The organism is Streptomyces sp. NPDC056628 (assembly GCF_042792555.1).
GTDB lineage: Bacteria > Actinomycetota > Actinomycetes > Streptomycetales > Streptomycetaceae > Streptomyces.
Window position 1 is genome coordinate 53,065 of the sequence record NZ_JBHTWG010000014.1, and the last position, 19,905, is coordinate 72,969.

The 19,905-nt window shown below is 71.3% G+C and carries 19 protein-coding genes and 1 tRNA gene; 6 read left to right on the forward strand and 14 right to left on the reverse strand.

Going from position 1 to position 19,905, the window contains the following annotated elements; all coding sequences use genetic code 11:
- The first annotated feature begins 192 nt into the window (after window positions 1–192).
- Window positions 193–489, forward strand: coding sequence for a hypothetical protein (locus tag ACFRAC_RS19045; protein ID WP_382925063.1), 297 nt, complete (start codon window positions 193–195; stop codon window positions 487–489).
- Window positions 490–632: 143 nt separating this feature from the next.
- On the opposite strand, the gene ACFRAC_RS19050 is transcribed toward ACFRAC_RS19045, so the two are convergent.
- The 5 genes from ACFRAC_RS19050 to ACFRAC_RS19070 form a co-directional block, all read right to left on the reverse strand.
- Complete coding sequence (locus ACFRAC_RS19050) at window positions 633–980, reverse strand: hypothetical protein (RefSeq protein ID WP_361350226.1); 348 nt, start codon at window positions 978–980, stop codon at window positions 633–635.
- A 235-nt stretch (window positions 981–1,215) separates the two neighbouring features.
- Window positions 1,216–1,686, reverse strand: coding sequence for a hypothetical protein (locus ACFRAC_RS19055; RefSeq protein ID WP_382925064.1), 471 nt, complete (start codon window positions 1,684–1,686; stop codon window positions 1,216–1,218).
- 282 nt (window positions 1,687–1,968) lie between these two features.
- Window positions 1,969–2,337, reverse strand: a complete 369-nt coding sequence (locus ACFRAC_RS19060; RefSeq protein WP_382925066.1) for a hypothetical protein — start codon at window positions 2,335–2,337, stop codon at window positions 1,969–1,971.
- Between the two features lie 128 nt (window positions 2,338–2,465).
- Entirely contained in the window at window positions 2,466–2,702 is a 237-nt protein-coding gene (locus tag ACFRAC_RS19065) for a hypothetical protein (RefSeq protein WP_382925067.1), read from the reverse strand.
- A gap of 190 nt (window positions 2,703–2,892) precedes the next feature.
- A tRNA-Thr gene (locus ACFRAC_RS19070) sits at window positions 2,893–2,967 on the reverse strand.
- Between the two features lie 216 nt (window positions 2,968–3,183).
- Between ACFRAC_RS19070 and ACFRAC_RS19075 the strand changes: the two genes are divergently transcribed.
- The 3 genes from ACFRAC_RS19075 (at window position 3,184) to ACFRAC_RS19085 (ending at window position 5,779) form a co-directional block, all read left to right on the forward strand.
- Window positions 3,184–4,275, forward strand: coding sequence for an ABC transporter ATP-binding protein (locus tag ACFRAC_RS19075; RefSeq protein ID WP_382925069.1), 1,092 nt, complete (start codon window positions 3,184–3,186; stop codon window positions 4,273–4,275).
- 208 nt (window positions 4,276–4,483) lie between these two features.
- Window positions 4,484–4,942 (forward strand): hypothetical protein, encoded by a 459-nt coding sequence (locus tag ACFRAC_RS19080; RefSeq protein ID WP_382925071.1) that lies wholly within the window; start codon window positions 4,484–4,486, stop codon window positions 4,940–4,942.
- 105 nt (window positions 4,943–5,047) lie between these two features.
- A complete protein-coding gene (locus tag ACFRAC_RS19085) occupies window positions 5,048–5,779 on the forward strand; it encodes an NDP-sugar synthase (RefSeq protein WP_382925073.1) in 732 nt (243 codons plus the stop codon).
- A 92-nt stretch (window positions 5,780–5,871) separates the two neighbouring features.
- On the opposite strand, the gene ACFRAC_RS19090 is transcribed toward ACFRAC_RS19085, so the two are convergent.
- The 6 genes from ACFRAC_RS19090 to ACFRAC_RS19115 form a co-directional block, all read right to left on the reverse strand.
- Window positions 5,872–7,524, reverse strand: a complete 1,653-nt coding sequence (locus tag ACFRAC_RS19090) for a DoxX family protein (RefSeq protein WP_382925074.1) — start codon at window positions 7,522–7,524, stop codon at window positions 5,872–5,874.
- 134 nt (window positions 7,525–7,658) lie between these two features.
- Complete coding sequence (gene rlmB, locus ACFRAC_RS19095; protein ID WP_382925076.1) at window positions 7,659–8,600, reverse strand: 23S rRNA (guanosine(2251)-2'-O)-methyltransferase RlmB; 942 nt, start codon at window positions 8,598–8,600, stop codon at window positions 7,659–7,661.
- Window positions 8,601–8,700: 100 nt separating this feature from the next.
- Window positions 8,701–10,098, reverse strand: a complete 1,398-nt coding sequence (cysS, locus tag ACFRAC_RS19100; RefSeq protein ID WP_382925078.1) for a cysteine--tRNA ligase — start codon at window positions 10,096–10,098, stop codon at window positions 8,701–8,703.
- A 78-nt stretch (window positions 10,099–10,176) separates the two neighbouring features.
- Window positions 10,177–10,680, reverse strand: a complete 504-nt coding sequence (gene ispF / locus ACFRAC_RS19105; RefSeq protein ID WP_382925079.1) for a 2-C-methyl-D-erythritol 2,4-cyclodiphosphate synthase — start codon at window positions 10,678–10,680, stop codon at window positions 10,177–10,179.
- Window positions 10,670–11,434 carry a 2-C-methyl-D-erythritol 4-phosphate cytidylyltransferase gene (gene ispD, locus ACFRAC_RS19110; protein ID WP_382925080.1) on the reverse strand — a complete coding sequence of 255 codons (765 nt, stop codon included), beginning with the start codon at window positions 11,432–11,434 and terminating at the stop codon, window positions 10,670–10,672. Before ispD ends, ispF begins: the two co-directional genes overlap by 11 nt.
- Window positions 11,435–11,737: 303 nt before the next feature.
- Window positions 11,738–12,220 (reverse strand): CarD family transcriptional regulator, encoded by a 483-nt coding sequence (locus ACFRAC_RS19115; protein ID WP_003953493.1) that lies wholly within the window; start codon window positions 12,218–12,220, stop codon window positions 11,738–11,740.
- Window positions 12,221–12,834: 614 nt separating this feature from the next.
- On the opposite strand from ACFRAC_RS19115, the gene ACFRAC_RS19120 reads away from it, so the two are divergent.
- Entirely contained in the window at window positions 12,835–13,533 is a 699-nt protein-coding gene (locus tag ACFRAC_RS19120; RefSeq protein WP_382925082.1) for a DUF461 domain-containing protein, read from the forward strand.
- Window positions 13,534–13,612: 79 nt separating this feature from the next.
- On the opposite strand, the gene ACFRAC_RS19125 is transcribed toward ACFRAC_RS19120, so the two are convergent.
- Both ACFRAC_RS19125 and ACFRAC_RS19130 read right to left on the reverse strand, forming a co-directional pair.
- On the reverse strand, window positions 13,613–14,293 hold the full coding sequence (locus ACFRAC_RS19125) for a response regulator transcription factor (protein WP_062669081.1): 681 nt from the start codon (window positions 14,291–14,293) through the stop codon (window positions 13,613–13,615).
- Window positions 14,290–15,567, reverse strand: coding sequence for a sensor histidine kinase (locus ACFRAC_RS19130; protein ID WP_382925084.1), 1,278 nt, complete (start codon window positions 15,565–15,567; stop codon window positions 14,290–14,292). The genes ACFRAC_RS19125 and ACFRAC_RS19130 overlap by 4 nt, the downstream gene beginning before the upstream one ends.
- Before the next feature lie 471 nt (window positions 15,568–16,038).
- Between ACFRAC_RS19130 and phoU the strand changes: the two genes are divergently transcribed.
- A complete protein-coding gene (gene phoU, locus ACFRAC_RS19135) occupies window positions 16,039–16,740 on the forward strand; it encodes a phosphate signaling complex protein PhoU (RefSeq protein WP_382925086.1) in 702 nt (233 codons plus the stop codon).
- A 320-nt stretch (window positions 16,741–17,060) separates the two neighbouring features.
- Here phoU and ACFRAC_RS19140 read toward each other — a convergent pair whose 3' ends face one another.
- Window positions 17,061–19,745, reverse strand: a complete 2,685-nt coding sequence (locus tag ACFRAC_RS19140) for a SpoIIE family protein phosphatase (protein ID WP_382925088.1) — start codon at window positions 19,743–19,745, stop codon at window positions 17,061–17,063.
- Window positions 19,746–19,905: the final 160 nt, after the last annotated feature.

A 19,905-nucleotide genomic window follows, 5' to 3' on the forward strand; every position in this document is an offset into this window, starting at 1 on the left:
GGCGCCGGGACTGCTTTTTGCCGCCAATTCATGGGCGCACGCGCGAATTCACATGCCATCGGCCAACGCGGTGAGAGTTTCCCGAATTCGGCGCGCCGCCCATTGCTTTGAAATACTTCTTATTAGTCTCCGTAACTGTACGAACGCGGTCCATGACGGGCCGCAACCCCCTCCACTCCACCGGAGATGAACATGCACAAGCTCCACAAGGCCGCCGTCGTGGTCGCCGCGCTCGGCACCGTCGGGCTCCTGGGCGCCGGAACCGCCCAGGCCGACCAAGGCGGCTGGGGCCAGAAGACGGGCAGCAGCGTCAGCGTTCTGCAGAGCAGCAACTGCCGTTCGCACGACGCCAACGTCGACGTCCTGGGCCAGGTCGGCATCGCCAACGGCCTGGGCGGCAACCTGCTGAACGGCGAGGGCAACCCCGGCGCGCAGGAGACGAGCCTCGGCTCCTCCATGGGCTGCAACAACAGCGCCTTCGGCAAGTGACGTAAGGGAGTTCTCTCCCGAGGTGCCCCCGGCCGCCGGCCGGGGGCACCCGTCGTTCGGCCGGGCGGCCCCGCACCGGGGCACGAAGAAGCCGGACCCGGAGTGATCCGGGTCCGGCTTCTTCGTGTGCGGGGGGGCAGGCGTCAGAAGTCGAACTTGGGGAGCTTGAACCCCTTCGGCAGCTCCGCCCGGTTGTTGCACTCGATGACGGGACCCGAGTCCGTGGCGCCCTCGTCCACCGCCCTGCCGTCGACCCCGACGAAACGCGGCCGCTCGGTCGTCGAGCAGTCCTGCTTCTGCTGGACCACGTAGCCGTTGCGCTTGTCCTTGCGGACGACCTCGGTCTTCTTGACGCAGACGATGTCGCCCTGCGACGTGATGGTGCAGACCCCCTTGGAGTCGTCCGCGAACGCGGGTGCGGCACCGCCGTACAGGACGGCGAGCGCTCCGATGAGCCCCGAGACGGTTGCGATCTTCTGTCGACCGGTCATGTGCTGCGTTCCTCTTGTCCTGGAGATGGTCGAGTTTCGAAAAACCCGTCGCCCGGCGCGAACTCGTACGCGCCCGGCGACGGCACCGCCGCAGCCCGGCCGCGCACCCCGAAGGGTCTGCCGCGCGGCCGGGCTGCGAGTCGCTGAGGGTTTCACCGGCACACCGCGTGCGGCGTACCGGGGGAATCCGGTGCGAGGCCCTGAATCTCGTGCACCGGTTCCCGCGGGGAGATGCTTACTTGGCGGCGTACTCGCCGTAGCCGTACTCCGGGGCGGCAGCCACGGGAGCGGCCTCCGGGGCGGCCTGCTGAGCGGCCTCGGGGGCGACGACCGGAGCAGCCTCGGGAGCGGCCTCGGGAGCGGCCTCGGGAGCAGCCTCGGGAGCGGCCTCGGGAGCAGCCTCGGGAGCGGCGACCGGGGCAGCCTCGGGAGCGGCGACCGGGGCAGCCTCGGGAGCGGCGACGGGAGCGGCCTCCGGCGCGACCTGCGGCTCGGCGGCCACAGGAGCGGCCCCCGGGGCGACGGCCTTCTCGTCCTGCGGGGCACCCGCCGTGGCGACGGCGTTGGCCGAGGAGTTGGCCACCGCGGTGACGAACTGCCCCTCCCACTCACCCTCGTCGGCGAAAGCGGTACCGGCACCGATACCGAAGGCGGACAGCCCCGCAAGAGCTGCGGCTACCACCGCGACGCGCTGAAACCTGCGCATGGATTGACCCTTTCTTCCCGGGCACGAAGCCCTGGTTGACTACTTAATGTGAGCATATACAGTCAATCCGTAGCAATTTGGGATCTTTCGCTGTGGCGATAGGTGTGTCGGCGCCGTTTTCCTTCAAGGGAAAACGACGTCACCCCGGGTCCTGGTCACGGCTCGGAAGGAAGGGTCACCCAATTGCCGAATTACCGGGCCAGGCGCACAAGAAAGCGACGGCCGGATCAGGTCTCCCTGATTCCGGCCGTCCGCTGCTTCTTCCGTACCGCGGTCGCCCGCTCAGCCCAGGAGGCGGGCGATGAGCGGGCTCACCTCGCTCTGCTCGCCGCTGTCGGCGGGGGCCGCGGGCGCCGGCTCGTTCATGTCGGCGCACGTGATCTGGGGGCCGATCCGGGTCTTCCCGTTGGACAGGACACCGGGGGCGGGCAGGGTGAGGGGCTGCGACGGCTGGCAGTTCACGCTGCGCCGCAGGACGAAGTCCTCGCCCTCGGGCGTCTGCCCGGTGACCGTCTGGGTGCAGATGATGTTGCCCTGCGCGTCCACGGCGCAGGCGGGGTTCGCGGCGTGGGCCTGCCCGGCGCCGAGGCCGGCCAGGGCGAGGCCGCCGAGCAGCCCCGAGACAGCCAGGATCTTCTTGCCGTTGAACATGTGTTGCGTCTCCTTCATGGGGGTGGGCCCGGACACGCCTTCCCGGGGGCCGCGCAGGAACGGGCCCCCTCGGGGGTGACTCCGAAGGGGCCCGGGGAAGGCGTCGCGCACGACTACGCCGCCGACTGTCAGCGGGTGAAGGCGTTGTTGAACTGACCGCAGGTGGTGTCGAAGGTCTCGGAGAGGCCGAGGACGGCGACCGGGACGTCGGTGGCGGCCACGGTCTGCGGGCTGCACTCCTGGTACGGGCGGTACATGTCGGTCACGGACGGCGTGGCGTCGTGGGCGACGCTCGTACCGGCGCCGATGGCGGTGAGCCCGCCGGCGGCGGCAGCGGCGATCATGACCTGGTGAAGCTTGCGCATGGAACCCTCGGATTTCATTACATGTACATGAGGCTGATTGCCCACTGTGACTGCGTGAACACTAGCAGTAGCCACCCTATTCCATGACGGCACATGTCCCGTGTCCCCGGCGGGACATGGAGGTGTGAAAGGGGACGGGAAAAGACGTGCGGGGCGGCCTCTTTCGAGTCGCCGCCCCGCAGTCGCGAAGAGCCCCCTGTCGGATTCGAACCGACGACCTGCTGTTTACAAGACAGCCGCTCTGGACCAACTGAGCTAAGGAGGCATGCGCGCGGTGTCTCGCACGCGCCCGTGCAGTGTACCCACCCCAGCAGCGGGCTCCGTCGGGAATTCCCGCGAAGTTCACATGCTCCATGTACTGACAGACCAGGCGAACGCCAGGTAGCGTCCAGTGCCAGTCCGCGCAAGTGGACTACACCAACCACCTTCCTACAACGGATCGTCCGGCACGTTCCTGCCGGTAGAAGGGGGCCCATTCACCATGGCCACTGTTTCGTTCGACAAGGCGACCCGGATCTACCCGGGTTCCGACAAGCCCGCCGTCGACGCACTCGACATCGAGATCGCGGACGGCGAGTTCCTCGTCCTGGTCGGCCCGTCGGGCTGCGGCAAGTCCACCTCGCTCCGGATGCTCGCGGGGCTCGAGGACGTCAACGCCGGAGCCATCCGTATCGGTGACCGCGACGTCACGCACCTGCCGCCCAAGGACCGGGACATCGCCATGGTGTTCCAGAACTACGCGCTGTACCCGCACATGACGGTCGCCGACAACATGGGCTTCGCGCTCAAGATCGCCGGCGTGCCGAAGGCGGAGATCCGCCAGAAGGTCGAGGACGCCGCGAAGATCCTCGACCTCACCGAGTACCTGGGCCGCAAGCCCAAGGCCCTCTCCGGCGGTCAGCGCCAGCGCGTGGCGATGGGCCGCGCCATCGTGCGTGAGCCGCAGGTCTTCCTCATGGACGAGCCGCTGTCCAACCTGGACGCCAAGCTCCGCGTCTCCACCCGTACGCAGATCGCGTCGCTGCAGCGCCGCCTCGGCATCACCACCGTCTACGTCACCCACGACCAGGTCGAGGCCATGACGATGGGCGACCGTGTGGCGGTCCTCAAGGACGGCCTGCTCCAGCAGGTCGACGCCCCGCGCAACATGTACGACCGCCCGGCCAACCTCTTCGTCGCCGGCTTCATCGGCTCCCCGGCCATGAACCTGGTCGAGGTCCCGATCGCCGACGGCGGCGTGAAGTTCGGCAACTCCGTCGTCCCGGTCGACCGTGACGCGCTCTCCGCGACCACCGACAAGACGGTCACCGTCGGTGTCCGCCCCGAGCACTTCGACGTGGCCGGCGCCGACTCGGACCAGGGTCTCGCCGTCACGGTGAACGTGGTCGAGGAGCTCGGCGCCGACGCCTACGTCTACGGCACCGCCAAGGTCGGCGGCGACGACTCCAAGGACCTCGTGGTCCGCGTCAGCGGCCGTGACGTCCCGGCGAAGGGCAGCACGCTGCACATCGTCCCGCGGTCCGGTGAGACCCACGTCTTCTCGACGTCGACGGGCGAGCGCCTGTCCGACTGAGCCGGAGATCACCGGGTGAGGCACCCGCGGTGAACGAGGAGGGCCCCGCAGATCCCTGCGGGGCCCTTTTCCATGTCGACAAATACTCCGGCATACCGGGCATTTCGAATGATGTGCGTCAACACGCAACCCACGAAAGGGGACTGACCGTCCCTCGAACCGGTGACTAAATGTCGCCATATCCGCACTGACCGCTACCCTCACTCGCGTGAAGCACTCCACCACCCAACAGACACGACGCGGCCACCGGGGCCCCGCCCGCCAGCTCGGCCGCACTCTCGCCCTCGTCCTGCCCGTCGTCCTGGTGCTCTCCGGGACACTCGCGGTCACCCGGGTCAACTGGTCGGGGAACTCCTCGGACTCGGTGCTCACGGCGACCGACGTCACGAGCGTCGGCGGTGCGAAGAACGCCGCCCCGCGCGCTCCGCAGGACGTGCTGCGCGACCGGCTGCTGACCGAACTGCAGGAGAAGGACCCGGGGATCGCCCTGACCCATCTCCAGCAGGCGGTCGACGAACGTCCCTCGCTGGGCCGGCACTGCGCGTCCATCGCCCGCGCCCTCGGCCGCGCCGCGGTCCGCGCGTACGGCCCGAACCGCGCGCAGTCCTTCGCCCGGCCCGTCTGCGACACCGCGTTCGCGTCGGGGGTGGCGGCCGCCCACAGCTGACCGGGTGCCTCCGCGGAGGCACCCTCGCGCTTCCGGACGGTTACGTCCGATGGCGGAACGGTTTCCCGCGCATGCCCGGAGCGGGGCGCCGCGTACAGTGCGGTCATGACTGATCCGAACGCCGCGTCCCGCCCCGTTCAAGCCGTCGTCCTGGCCGGTGGCCAGGGCTCCCGGCTGCGCCCGTACACCGACGACCGGCCCAAGCCGATGGTCGAGATCCCCGGCACGGGGACGCCGATCATCGGCCATCAGCTCGTCTGGCTCGCCGAGGAAGGCGTGACGGACGTCGTGATCAGCTGCGGGCATCTCGCCGAGGTGCTCCAGGAGTGGCTGAAGACGGCCGACCTGCCGGTACGCGTCACGACCGTCGTCGAGACCGAGCCCCTCGGCCGCGGCGGCGGTCTGAAGTACGCCGCCGCCCATCTCCCGCACCCCGACCAGCCCTGGTACGCCACCAACGGCGACATCTGGACGCGTTTCTCGCTGCGCGACATGGCCGACTTCCACGCCGAGCGTGACGCCGTCGCCACCCTCGCCCTCGCGCGGCCGCGTATCCCCTGGGGCGCCGTGAAGACGGACGGCTTCGGGCACATCACGGACTTCATCGAGGCCCCGCCGTCGACCTTCGAGATCAACGCGGGCGTCTACGTCTTCTCCCCCGTCTTCGCCGGCCTGCTGCCCGAACTCGGCGACCACGAGCGCACCACGTTCCCGCATCTCGCCCGCGAACGGCGCCTGTACGGCTTCCCGATCCCGCAGGGCGCGTACTGGAGGGCCATCGACACCGCGAAGGACCTCACGGAGGCCGCGAAGGAACTGGCGGCGCTGGGCCGCTGAGCGCCGCCCGGCGGCCGTACGACGGCGCCGCACAGCGGAAGGGGCCCCGGACACGAGATGTCCGGGGCCCCTTCGGCGTCCTGCGGTGGCGGCTACCCCAGCAGACCGCCCACCAGGCCGGGCCGGTCCGGCTCGGAGCCGCCGCCCGTGGAGGCGCCTCCACCGGAGTCGGGGCCGCCGGACGTCGGGTCGGTGGTGCCGGGCTCCTGGTCGGCCGGCGAGGACTGCTGGGGCGGCGCCTGCCCGGCCGTCCCCTGCGTCTGGCTGGGCGTCCCGACACCGGTCGAGCCGGTGTCGCGGCTGGCACCCGGGGCGCTCGCCGCGCCGGACGGGGACGCGGCGCCCGAGGTGGCGCCCTGCGTCGGCGAATTGGAGGCCGACGGCGTCTGCCGGTGCCGCTTGTGGGGATCCTGCGGCAGGGGCGAGCCCGGCAGTTCGTTGCGCGGGGCCTCACCCGGGCCGGGCACCACCACACGGTCGGCGTCCCGGACGGCACCGCCGAGCAGGGAGCCGACGAGCAGGGTCAGCCCGGTGGCGAGCGCCGTGATCAGGGCGCCGCGGCGCAGCACGTACTGGCGCAGCTCCCAGATGTCGGAGCGAGGGCCGAGCCGTCGCCAGGCCATGCCCGCGAGGCGTCCGTCGATGGAGTAGACGGGCGCGCCGGCGATGATGAGCGGGGACCAGGCGGCGAGGTAGATGATGTCGGGCGCGTCGTAGGCCGGGACGCTCTTCCAGCTGACGGTGACCAGCAGCGCGGCGGACAGCAGTGCGCCGACGACCGCGGCGACCCGCTGCCAGCACCCCAGGACCGTGAGGACGCCCACGATGACCTGGAAGAAGGCGATCACGAGGCCGGAGCCGACCGGGTGCGCCAGCGCGAACTGGCGCAGCGGCTCGGCGACTTCCCACGGGTGCAGGGTGTTGAGCCAGGTCACCATGGAGCCGCGCTTGCCGCCGTCGAAGTAGACGGGGTCGCACAGCTTGCCCATGCCGGCGTAGATCGAGATGAAGCCGAGGAAGACGCGCAGCGGGAGCAGGACGACGCCGAGGTTCATCCGGCGCCCGGGGAAGTACGCGTGCCGGGCGGGATCGTCGCCGGAGCGCCTGGGCGCCGCCTCGGTCCCGTCGTCCGCCTCGTCGGCGTCGTCGTGCGGCCCGAAGTCGTCGGCGGCGTACGCGAACTCCTCGTCGTACGCGCTCTCGACCGTGCGCATATGGGGCAGCAGACGGGTCTGCAGGGACTCGTCGTACGTGCGCTGCGCGCCCACGATCGGGGTCTCGACGGTCCGGGTCAGGTCGTCGTCGTAACCGCCGTCGTCGTAGCCGCCGGCATAGCCGGCGCCGACGTCGACGCGCGGGATGACCTGGGTGCCGCCCGCGTAGGGCGCCGGTTCGTCACCGTGCCGGACGCTACCGTCCCGTGCGGCCTGGAGGAGGCGGTGGGCGCCGGTGTCGTCGGGCGCCGACATGCCGTTCCAGACGGACACCCGGCGCCGGGCGCCGGACGCCGCTCCCGCGGCGTTGGCGACGGGCACGCGGGCGGGGTTCTCGGTGGCGCTCAGGTGCCGTGCGATCCGCTGGGACGTGGGGCGCCCGGTCGACGCGCCCAGCAGCACGCGGAAGCTCGCGTGATTGACGATGATCTGCGCCGGATCGCTCGGCACCTTCACCATGCTCAGCGCGGGAGCGTCGTCGTATCCCGACGAGCGGTCCCCCGTGGGAGTGCGGGGTGTTCTGGTGTCCACGCTCAACTAACCGAGTGACGCGAGGTTAGGACACTGCCTTGACCGGTCCGATCTGTCCGGACCCCGTCAAGGATGCGCAGGTCGCACCACTGTCACCACAATTAGCCCGCACGGGTGACCCCACGGACAGGTGTTCAGCGGCGCCGGCGGGCCGCCTCGTACAGCACGATCCCCGCCGCCACACCGGCGTTGAGCGACTCCGCTCCACCGGGCATCGGGATGCGGACCCGGACGTCGCACGTCTCGCCGACCAGGCGCGACAGGCCCTTGCCCTCGCTGCCGATGACGATGACGACCGGGCCGTCCAGGGCCTGCAGCTCAGCGAGATCGGCCTCCCCGTCGGCGGCGAGACCGACGACCACGAGGCCCGCCTTCTTGTACGCCTCCAGCGCGCGGGTCAGATTCGTCGCCCGGGCGACCGGTGTCCGGGCCGCCGTGCCCGCGGACGTCTTCCAGGCGCCGGCCGTCATGCCCGCCGCGCGCCGCTCGGGCACGACGACGCCGTGACCGCCGAACGCGGAGACCGAGCGCACGACCGCGCCCAGGTTGCGCGGGTCGGTCACCCCGTCGAGGGCGACGATGAGCGGGTCCTCGCCCGCGTCCGCGGCCGCGCCCGCCAGATCCTCGGGGTGCGCGTACTCGTACGGCGGGACCTGCAGGACGAGGCCCTGGTGGTTCAGGCCGTTCGTCATGCGGTCCAGCTCGGGGCGCGGGGCCTCCATGAGGTTGATGCCGCCGCGCTCGGCGGCGAGCTGGAGGGCCTCGCGGACGCGCTCGTCGTTGTCGATGAACTGCTGCACGTAGAGGGTGCTGGCGGGCACGCCCTCGCGCAGCGCCTCGACGACCGGGTTGCGGCCGACGACCAGCTCCGAGGTGCCCTTGCCGCCGCGGCCGCGCGGCGCGGGACGGCGTACGGCCTGCTTCGCCTTGGCGTTGGAGATGCGGTTCTTCTTGTGCCCCTTGCGCATCTCGGCGGGCGGCGTCGGGCCCCGGCCTTCGAGACCCTTGCGTCGCTGGCCGCCACTGCCGACCTGCGCGCCCTTCTTGCCGGACATGCGGCGGTTGTTCGCGGCCATGACCTACCTGTCTGTCGTGAGCGTTCGAAAGTACGTACTGTGCAGTGTGCCGCCCGGAGGGCCGGGCGGCACAATCGATCTTCCCCGGGAGCCGGTCCGGTCAGCGCGGGCCGAGGCTCCAGCGCGGACCCTGCGGGCTGTCCTCGATGACGAGTCCGGACTGGTTGAGTTGGTCACGGATGGCGTCCGCGGTCGCCCAGTCCTTGCGGGAGCGGGCCGCCTCGCGCTGGTCGAGGACCATCCGGACGAGGGTGTCCACCACGCCGTGCAGATCCTCGCCCCGGTCGGTCTCACCGGCCCAGTGCGCGTCGAGCGGGTCCAGGCCCAGCACGCCGAGCATGGCCCGCACCTCGGCGAGGCGCGCCACGGCGGCCTCCTTGTCGTCGGCGGCCAGCGCGCTGTTGCCCTGCCGGACCGTCGTGTGCACGACCGCGAGCGCCTGCGGGACGCCGAGGTCGTCGTCCATCGCCTCGGCGAACGCCGGCGGCACGTCGGCGGAGGGCTCGACGACGCCGGCCTTCTCCACGACGCGCTGCACGAAGCCCTCGATCCGGGCGAACGCCGACTCGGCCTCGCGCAGGGCCTCCTCGCTGTACTCGATGGTCGAGCGGTAGTGCGGGGTGCCCAGGTAGTAGCGCAGGACGATCGGGCGCCACTGCTTGACCATCTCGGACACCAGCACGCTGTTGCCGAGGGACTTCGACATCTTCTCGCCGCTCATGGTGACCCAGGCGTTGTGCACCCAGTACCGGGCGAACTCGTCGCCGTAGGCCTTGGCCTGGGCGATCTCGTTCTCGTGGTGCGGGAAGATCAGGTCGAGTCCGCCGCCGTGGATGTCGAAGGCGGGGCCCAAGTACTTGTGGGCCATCGCCGAGCACTCCAGGTGCCAGCCGGGACGGCCCCGCCCCCACGGCGTCTCCCAGGAGGGCTCACCGGGCTTGGCGGCCTTCCACATCGCGAAGTCGCGCGGGTCCCGCTTGCCGGTGATGCCCTCCTCGGTGGGCTGGCGCATCTCGTCGAGGTTCTGCCGGGACAGCTCCAGGTAGGAGGGCCAGGAGCGGACGTCGAAGTAGACGCTGCCGTCCGCCTCGTAGGCGTGCCCGCGCTCGATGAGGCCGCGCATCATCTCGACCATCTCGGTGACATGGCCGGTGGCGCGCGGCTCGTACGTCGGCGGGAGGCAGCCGAGGGCGGTGTAGCCGTCGGCGAAGGCGCGCTCGTTCTCGTAGCCGATGGCCCACCAGGGGCGGCCCTGTTCGATGGACTTGGTGATGATCTTGTCGTCGATGTCCGTGACGTTCCTGACGAACGTCACGTCATAGCCGCGGTACGCGAACCAGCGGCGCATGATGTCGAAGTTGAGACCGGAGCGGATGTGCCCGATGTGGGGCGCGGCCTGCACGGTGGCGCCACAGAGGTAGATCGAGACATGGCCCGGCTTGAGCGGGGTGAAGTCACGGATCTGCCGGGCGCTGGTGTCGTACAGCCGAATAGTCACGACACCTAGGGTAGTGGGCCGATCCCACTGCCCGGTGCCTTGGCTGCGATTCGCCGCCGTCCCGTGCCGCGGCCGCCGTCACCCGTCCCCGGCGACCCGCACGACCAGCGCCGTCGCCACGGCCATCAGACCCTCGTCCCGGCCGGGGAAGCCGAGGCCGTCCGTGGTCGCGCCCGACACCGCCACCGGTGCCCCCGCCGCCTCGGAGAGGATCTTCTGGGCCTCGTCGCGCCGCTTGCCGATCTTCGGGCGGGGGCCGACGACCTGCACGGCGATGTTGCCGATCCGGAAGCCGGCCTCGCGCACGATGCGGGCGGCCTCCGCCAGCAGGACGGCCCCCGGCGCCCCCGACCACTCGGGGCGCCCGGTGCCGAAGTGCTGTCCGAGGTCGCCGAGCCCGGCCGCCGAGAACAGCGCGTTGCAGGCGGCGTGCGCGACGACGTCCGCGTCCGAGTGACCCGCGAGTCCGGGTCCCTCGCCCTCCCACTTGAGGCCGGCGCACCACAGTTCGCGGCCGTCCTCGAAGGCGTGGATGTCGGTGCCGATGCCGACCTGGGGCAGCGGGGGCGTCTCAGAAGCCATCGTTCAGCCTCCTGCGGGCGAGGACCGCCTCGGCGAGCAACAGGTCCAGGGGCCGGGTGACCTTGAAGGCCTCCTCGTGGCCGGGCACGACCACGACGGTCAGGCCCAGCCGCTCGACCATGCTCGCGTCGTCGGTGACGTCCTCGGTGACGGTCTCGTGCGCGCGGACCAGCGTGGCGCGGTCGAAGCCCTGCGGGGTCTGCACGGCGCGCAGCCGGGCGCGCGACGGGGTGGCCACCACCGGTTCGGGGGTGCCGGGCACCTCGGCGGGCTCCACCTCCTTGACCGTGTCGGCGAGCGGCAGGGCGGGCACGACGGCCGGCGCGCCGTCGCGGACGGCCTCGATGACGGCGTCCACCGTGTCGACGGGGACCAGCGGGCGGGCGGCGTCGTGCACCAGGACGATGTCGTGGCCCGGCGGCAGCGCGTTCAGGCCGTGCCGGACGGACTCCTGCCGGGACTCGCCGCCCGGCACGACCAGGAAGTCGGTGCGCTCGGGCAGCGCGTGCGCGTCGAGCAGGCTCTTGACCTCGGCGGCTCCCTCGGGCGGGGCCACGACGACCACCAGGGAGACGGAACGCGAGGCCGCCATGGCGCGGACGGCGTGGATGAGCATGGGCGTGCCGCTCAGCGCGCGCAGCGCCTTGGGGGCGCCCGGACCGAGGCGCACACCCCGTCCGGCGGCCGGGATCACGACGGCCGTACGGGTGCCGGCGCGCGCTTGCGGGGGCGAGGGACGCGATTCGTCGGACATCGGTTCCTGTCAGGTTTGTGTGCTCGGCCCAGGTGGGTATGGCCTGGGCGTGCCCCCTGCTCGAGCGGCAGCCTGAGCTGGGGGAGTGCCGGGCGCGACACCTCGACCGGACCCTTCCGTGACAGTCGGTCGAGTCAGCTGCCCGGGCCCGGCACGTCCAATATCGGGGGCGCCCCCGAGATCAGACGTCAGCGCAGTGCGAACATGCCGCAGCGCCCGGCGACTGGAGGGTCATCGGGCACCGCGGCACTTTTTTCGATCACACAGCACTGGTGGGTGCTGAGCTGAGGCGGATGGACCGCGTCAGGACGCGAGGACCTCGTCGAGCAGGGCCTCGGCCTTGTCCTCGTTCGTGTTCTCCGCGAGCGCGAGCTCGCTCACCAGGATCTGCCGGGCCTTGGCGAGCATGCGCTTCTCGCCGGCGGACAGTCCGCGCTCGCGCTCACGACGCCACAGGTCACGCACGACTTCCGCGACCTTGATGACATCGCCGGAGGCGAGCTTCTCCAGATTTGCCTTGTAACGACGCGACCAGTTCGTGGGCTCCTCGGCGTACGGCGCGCGCAGCACCTCGAAGACCCGGTCCAGCCCGTCCTGACCGACCACATCACGTACGCCGACGAACTCCGCATTGTCCGCTGGCACACGTACCGTCAGGTCACCCTGGGCGACCTTCAGCACCAAGTAGGTCTTGTCCACGCCTTTGATCTGGCGAGTTTCGATGGCCTCGATCAGCGCGGCCCCGTGATGGGGATAGACCACGGTGTCGCCAACCTTGAACGTCATGTGACAGGTACCCCTTCCGTGGCTATCCAGGGTAACACGGAAACGGCGGGTTCTGAATGGCGTTTTCGCAGGTCAGGGCATATCTCAGGGCTTGACAACTCCAACAGGAACGTGCTGCGCGAGCCGAGCGGAAGCAGGTATTCGCAGGTCGGAGGGGCTCTACGGGTGGACCGAAACGCGCACGCTACGCGCCTCCGAGCCCGCCCGCGAGCGCCCTAACGTACACAAATGTCCGGTTCCATGTGTGCGACTTCCGCTACTCCGTTCGGCGTCCCGGGCCGGGTCCCGGCCGAATCCGGAATTGATCACGACCCGGTCGGCGGTACGTCCGGTGATCAATTCCGGGGCGTCCGCGCATTCCTTCACAAAAATGCCGCGCGCGGCCGTGCGGCGCTCCTTATGTGAATGACGGACCACCTCACGGGCAATGCGACGGGCGGAGCACAAGTGGGTGAACGGACGGGTGGTGGAAGAGGGACTTCGGCGGCACTTGGCCGCTCAGGGGAGGGTCGGGTGCGGCCGCGCGGGAACGGATCGGTAACCTGAGGCCGCTGACAGACACTTAGGGCGGCTTCACGCGCCCGCCCCGTTCGAGTCAAGGAGTTGCCGCCGCCGTGAGCAGCAGCCTTCGACGCGGCGTCCTCGCCGCCGCCGCCCTCGCGTTCTCGATGACCACGCTCGCCGCGTGCGCCGCCGGCAACAACGCGCAGACACTGCAGATCAAGCCGGACAACGCGGCCACCAGCGTCGGAGTCATCGAGATCCAGAACGCCCTCGTCATCACCCCGTCCGAGCTGGAGTCCACCGGCTCCGCCACGGTCGCCGCGACCCTGTTCAACAACGGCGACACCGCCCAGACGCTGGACGCGGTGAAGGTGAAGGGCACCGGCGAGAAGGCCATGCTCTCGCCCGCCGAGGGCGGCAGCCTGACCATCCCGGCCGGCGGCTCGCTCATCCTCGGCGGCAAGGGCAACGCCTCCGCCGTGCTTCCCAAGGGCCGCAAGAGCATCCAGGACGGCAACGCCCAGCCGATCACCTTCACCTTCAGCAAGACCGGTGACGTGAGCCTGCGCGCCCTGGTCGTCCCAGCCGAGAGCTACTACAAGAGCTGGGGCCCGAGCGACGTCCCGTCCGCCCGGGAGACGGGCGCCACGCCGTCCGCGTCGGCCACCGGCACCCCGACCGCCAGCACCACGCCGAGCGGCGACGCCTCCGCGGACTCCACCGCGACCGCCGGGGCCGGCGCCGAGGAGACGGGTGCCGCCGTGCTCCCCTCCGACAGCGCCTCCCAGTCGGCCGGCGCCGGGCACTGAGCGCCGTGGACACGCCGAAGGGCGGGACCCGCACACGCGGGGTCCCGCCCTTCGGCGTGTCGGCACGGTCCGGGCCGGTCTACGGCTCGAACTTGTAGCCGAGGCCGCGCACGGTCACCAGGTACCGGGGCGCGCCCGGGTCCGGCTCGATCTTGGCGCGCAGGCGCTTGACGTGGACGTCGAGCGTCTTGGTGTCCCCGACGTAGTCGGCGCCCCAGACCCGGTCGATCAGCTGCATCCGGGTGAGGACCCGGCCGGCGTTGCGCAGGAGCATCTCCAGCAGGTCGAACTCCTTCAGCGGGAGGTCGATCTTGGCGCCGGAGACCGTGACCACGTGCCGGTCCACGTCCATCCGGACCGGGCCCGCCTCCAGGGCGGCCGGGGTCACCTCCTCGGGCTCGCCGCGGCGGCGCAGGACGGCCCGGATACGGGCGACCAGCTCGCGCGAGGAGAACGGCTTGGTGACGTAGTCGTCCGCGCCTATCTCCAGGCCGACGACCTTGTCGATCTCGCTGTCCTTGGCGGTGACCATGATCACCGGGACGTTGGAGCGGCCGCGCAACTGGCGGCAGACCTCCGTGCCGGGCAGCCCCGGCAGCATCAGGTCCAGGAGGACGAGGTCGGCGCCGTTGCGCTCGAACTCGTCGAGTCCGTCGGGCCCGGTGGTCGCGACCGCGACCTCGAAGCCCTCCTTGCGGAGCATGTACGACAGGGCGTCGGAGAAGGACTCCTCGTCCTCGACGACGAGCACTCGGGTCACGGAAGGACCTCCGGGGCGGAAAGCGTTTCGTACGCGGCTGACTCGGGGGTGGTGCGGGAATGCGTGGGGGCTTCGAACCCGGTCTCGTCGCCGGGACCGGGCGGCTGCTGCCCGCGATCGCGGGACTCGCCCGCCTCCGGCAGCCGCAGAGTGAAGGTGGAGCCCTGTCCCTCGGAGCTCCACACCGTGACCTCCCCGCCGTGCGAGGCGGCCACGTGCTTGACGATCGCCAGACCGAGGCCGGTGCCGCCGGTGGCACGGGAGCGGGCCGGGTCGACGCGGTAGAAGCGCTCGAAGACGCGCTCCTTGTCCTTCTCCGAGATGCCGATGCCCTGGTCGGTCACGGCGATCTCGATGTGGTCGCCGCCCGGCGCGGTGATCCGGCGGGCGGCGATGCCGACGCGGGTGCGGGCGGGCGAGTAGTTGACGGCGTTCTCCACGAGGTTGCCGAGCGCGGCGGCGAGCTGGCCGCGGTTGCCCCAGATCCTGAGGTCGGCGGTGCCGCCGACGGCCATGGTGATCTGCTTGGTCCCGGCTGCGTGCCGGCAGCGGTCCACGGCCTCGGCGACGAGTTCGTCCACCCGGACCGGCTCGGCGTCCTCCAGCGGGTCGTCGTTCTGCACCCGGGAGAGGTCGATGAGCTCCTGCACCAGGTTGGTGAGCCGGGTCGCCTCGATCTGCATGCGCCCGGCGAAGCGCTCGACGGCCTCCGGGTCGTCGGCGGCGTCCATGACGGCCTCGGACAGCAGCGAGAGCGCGCCGACCGGCGTCTTCAGCTCATGGCTCACATTGGCGACGAAGTCCCGGCGGACCGCCTCGATACGCCGGGCCTCGGTGAGGTCCTCGACCAGCAGCAGGACCAGCCGGGAGCCGAGGGGCGCGACACGCGCGGACACCGCGAGGGCCTCGCCGCGTCCGGTGCCGCGCCGCGGCAGGTCCAGCTCGACCTGCCGTATCTCGCCGTCGCGTCTGGTGTCGCGGGCCATCTGCAGCATGGGCTCCACCGACAGCCGGCCGCCGCGGACCAGGCCGAGGGCGTACGCCGCCGAGCTGGCCTTGACCACGGCGTCGCCCTCGTCGAGGACGACGGCGGAGGAGCGCAGCACCGACAGCACGGTGTCCACGCCGGGCGGCAGGACCGGGTCGGTGTGCAGGGAGGTGCGGGTGGGGCGCTTCAGGTCGCGTTCGCTCCAGCGGAACGCCAGCACGGCGATGACACCGGTGAGCACCCCGGCGATCGCAGCCGCTGCGGCGACCGCCGCGTTCACGTCCATGCGTCCAGGTTAGGCATGGCCCAGGTCATGCCCACAGCCGCCGGAGTGCGACCTCCGACACTCGTCGCCCAGAGTTCACCTGGGAGACGGAGCCGGTTCACTCGGGGTGGCGCAAACGGACGCGTGGCGCCCGCATCGTGGGACCGTCGGGAGCGGTACGGCGGCTCGGCGGGAGGCCGGGGCGGATCGGAACGACGATCCGCACCGATGATTTCCCGACCGTCGGACCATAGTGCCGTCGGACCGTAGCGCTGTCGTGCTGTCGCACCGTAGTGCCATCGGACCGTAGTGCTGTCGTTCTGTCGGCCTGTAATGCTGTCGGACCGTCGTTCTCCCGACCGTACGACTGTCGACGGTTCTACTGTCATAGGGAATGACCGTAGGACCGTCGGACACCCGGCAAAGCGGCTTTTCCGGTGAGACGACAGGCTGCCGGGCCACCCCTGAGGCAGATGTGAGAGAGGGACCCTGATGCGGGACGCGTACCACGAGGAACTGGACTCGATCGGCGACGGACTGGTCGAGATGGCCCGGCTGGCCGGGTCGGCGATCGGGCGCGCCACGACGGCCATCCTCGACTCCGACCTGAAGCTGGCCGAGAGCGTCATCGAGGCGGACCAGAAGGTCGACGACCTCCAGCACGACCTGGAGGCCCGGGCCATCGCCCTGCTCGCCCGCCAGCAGCCGGTGGCGACGGACCTGCGGATCGTGGTGACCTCCCTGCGCATGTCGGCGGACCTGGAGCGGTCCGGCGACCTCGCCCAGCACGTGGCCAAGCTGACGCGGCTGCGCTACCCGGAGCGGGCGATCCCGCAGGACCTGCACGCCACCATCCTGGAGATGGGGCAGCTGGCGCAGCGCCTGATGGCGAAGGCGGCCGAGGTGATCGTCACCAAGGACGTCGACCTCGCGCTGCAGCTGGAGCAGGACGACGACGAGATGGACCTGCTGCACCGCACGCTCTTCCAGCACCTGATGGACGAGCGCTGGAAGCACGGCATCGAGACGGCGGTCGACGTGACGCTGCTCGGCCGCTACTACGAGCGGTACGCCGACCACGCGGTGGCGGTCGCGAAGCGGGTCGTCTACCTGGTCACCGGTGAGCACGCCGACGAGCTCCAGGCCGACGTCCAGCCGGAGATCCCGTCGGCCCCGGGCGCGGACGGCGCGTAGCGCGCGCGGGCGCTGCGAGGGTCCGAGCGGGCTCGCGAGGTCCGGTCCGGGCGCGTGCGAGCCTCCGTGCGCCGTTGATGCGCCCAGCGGGGCGGGCATCCAATGGGCACAGGCACGAGCCTTCTAGGAGGGACCATGGCCGAATCTCCCAGCACCCCCGCCGCGACGCCCGACCCCACGCGGGAACGCCCGACCGAGCAGCCCGCCGACGTCCGGAGCCTCCCCCTGTTCGGGGCCTGCGGCTGCGGCTCGGGCTGCGGATGCGGGTGCCAGTCCGGGAACCCGTGCCAGTGCGGGTGAGATGAGGGGCGGGACCGCGCTCAGGGTGCCGTGGGCACGGCACCCGGCAACGCCTGCTCGGCCCAGATGACCTTGCCCTGCGAGGTGTACCGGGTGCCCCAGCGCTCGGTCGTCCGGGCGACCAGGAAGAGCCCGCGGCCGCCCTCGTCGGTCGTCGCGGCGTACCGCAGATGCGGTGAGGTGCTGCTGGAGTCGGAGACCTCGCAGGTCAGCACCCGGTCGCGGATCAGCCGTACCTGGATGGGCTCGCCGCCGTAGCGGATGGCGTTGGTGACGAGCTCGCTCAGGACGAGTTCGGTGACGAAGTCCAGCTCGGCCAGACCCCACTCCGCCAGCTTGCCGGAGACGGCCTCACGCACCCCCGCTACGGCGGACGGGTCGGGCGACACGTCCCAGGTGGCCACGTGGTCCGCCGGCAGTGCCTTGGTACGGGCGATCAGCAGGGCCACGTCGTCCTTGGGGCCGGCCGGCAGCAGTGCGTCCACCACCGCGTGGCAGCTGTCCTCCGGTGACCGCCCGGGGTGGCCGGTCAGGGCCCGGCGCAGCAGTTCCTGGCCGACGTCGAGGTCGCGGGTGCGGTCCTCGATGAGACCGTCGGTGTACAGGACGAGCTGGGTGCCGTCGGCCAGGTCGAACTCCGCCGTGCGGAAGGGCATCCCGCCCAGCCCGAGCGGCGGCCCGCCCGGCAGGTCGGGGTAGGTGACCTCGCCGTCGGCGCGGACCAGGGCGGGCGCCGGATGGCCGGCCCGCGCCATGGCGCAGCGGCCGGTGACGGGGTCGTAGATCGCGTACAGGCAGGTGGCGCCGACGACGGCGGCCCGGTCGGCGCAGGCCTCGTCCTGGTCGATACGGCCGACCAGGTCGTCGAGGTGGCTGAGCAGCTCGTCGGGGGGCAGGTCGAGCGTCGAGAAGTTGTGCACGGCGGTGCGCAGCCGGCCCATGGTGGCGGCGGCGTGCAGGCCGTGCCCGACCACGTCGCCGACGACCATCGCGACCCGGCTCCCCGGCAGCGGGATCACGTCGAACCAGTCGCCGCTCACCCCCGACTGGGCCGGAATGTAACGGGAGCCGACCTCCAGGGCGCTCTGCTCGGGCAGGGCCCTCGGCAGCAGGCTGCGCTGGAGGGTGACCGCCATGGTGTGCTCGCGGGTGAAGCGGCGGGCGTTGTCGATGCTGACCGCGGCCCGCGCCACCAGCTCCTCGGCCAGCGACAGCTCCTCCGCGTCAAACGCCTCGTGCTCCTTGCCGCGGTAGAAGTTGACCAGGCCCAGGACGGCGCCGCGGGCCCGGATCGGCGCGGCGATGAGGGAGTGGATGCCGTAGTCGAGGATCTCCCGGGTGCGGTCCGGGTCTTGGGCCTGCCAGTCGTCGGCGGTCGCGAGGTCGGCGACCAGGACGGAACGGCCGGTGCCGTAGCCGCGGGCCTGCGGGGTGGTGGGCAGGAAGTCGATGCGCCGGTCCACCTCGTAGAGGGGGTGGTCGTCGCGGACGCCGTGCGCGGCGACCCGCCGCATGTCCGTCGCCGTGAGCCTCGGCTCCTCCCCCTGCACCACGCCGTCGGCAAGGTCCACGGTGACGAAGTCGGCGAAGCGGGGGACGGCGATCCGGGCCAGTTCCCCGGCGGTGCCGATCACGTCGAGAGTGGTGCCGACGCCGAGGCCCGCGTCGTACAGCAGCTTGAGGCGTTCCCGGGCGGTCTCCGCCCGGCCGGAGACCGCCTGCAGTTCGGTGGTGTCGCGGAGGGTGACCACGGTGCCGCGGGGGCCGGCCCGGTCGGTGTGCCGCTGGTTGATCGCCAGCAGGCGGTCGCCCGCGAAGTGCACCTCGTCGGTGGCCTCCCGGCCGGAGACGAGCAGATCCACCGTCTCCGGGTCGAGCCCGGACAGCTCCGCCACATACCGGCCCTCGGCGTCCGGGGACAGCTCCAGCAGGCGCCTCGCCTCGTCGTTGGCGAGCAGCAGCCGGCCGTCGTCGACGATCAGCACGCCCTCCCGCACCGAGTGCAGGACCGCGTCGTGGTGCTCGTAGATGCGGTTCATCTCGTCCGCGGCCAGGGCGTGGGTCTGGCGCCGCAGCCGCCGGCTCACCAGGGCGGTGCCGCCCGCCGTCACGGCGAGCGCCACGGCGCCGGCGCCCAGGATGATCGGGAGCTGGCGGTACGCCTCGCCGGTCACGCTCTTGACCTTCAGCCCGGCGGAGACCAGGGCGGTGACCTTGCCGTTCCGGTCCTCGATGGGGACGGTCGCCTGGACCTCCTTGCCGAGCGGCCCCTGCACGCTCTCCGTGTACACCTGGCCCGCGAGGGACGGCTCGATCGTGCCGACGAAACGCTTGCCGATGCGGTCGGGCAGGGGGTGGGTGTAGCGGATGCCGTGGGTGTCCATGACGACGATGAAGTCGACGCCGGCGGCGCCCCGTCCGGCCTCGGTGAGCGGCTGGAGCACCTTGGAGGGGTTCTCCGACCGCAGGGCCGCGAGGACGCCGGGCGCGTGCGCGAACGTCTGGGCCACGGCGACGGAACGGCGCTTCGCCTCGGTCTGGGTGTCGCGGCTCGACTGGAGGATCAGGGCGACGACGGCGCAGACCCCGAGCAGCAGGACGAGCGCCACCTGGAGCACGAACACCTGACCGGCGACACTCCGAGGGCTCCTGCCGACCAGCGAGCGCCATCGCCCCCGCGTCCACCGGTCGAATCTGTCCGACATGTCGCTATTTGTACCATCGGTATTTTCTGCTGGCTACGGTGTGTCCACGATAGGGACGGCCACCCTGCTGTCGCGCGCGACGGGTGAGCGGCGACTGAGCGGCGATTGAGCAGTAAAGACGGAGGCGGCCGGGACCTTTCGCGACTGGGGCCTTTTCGCG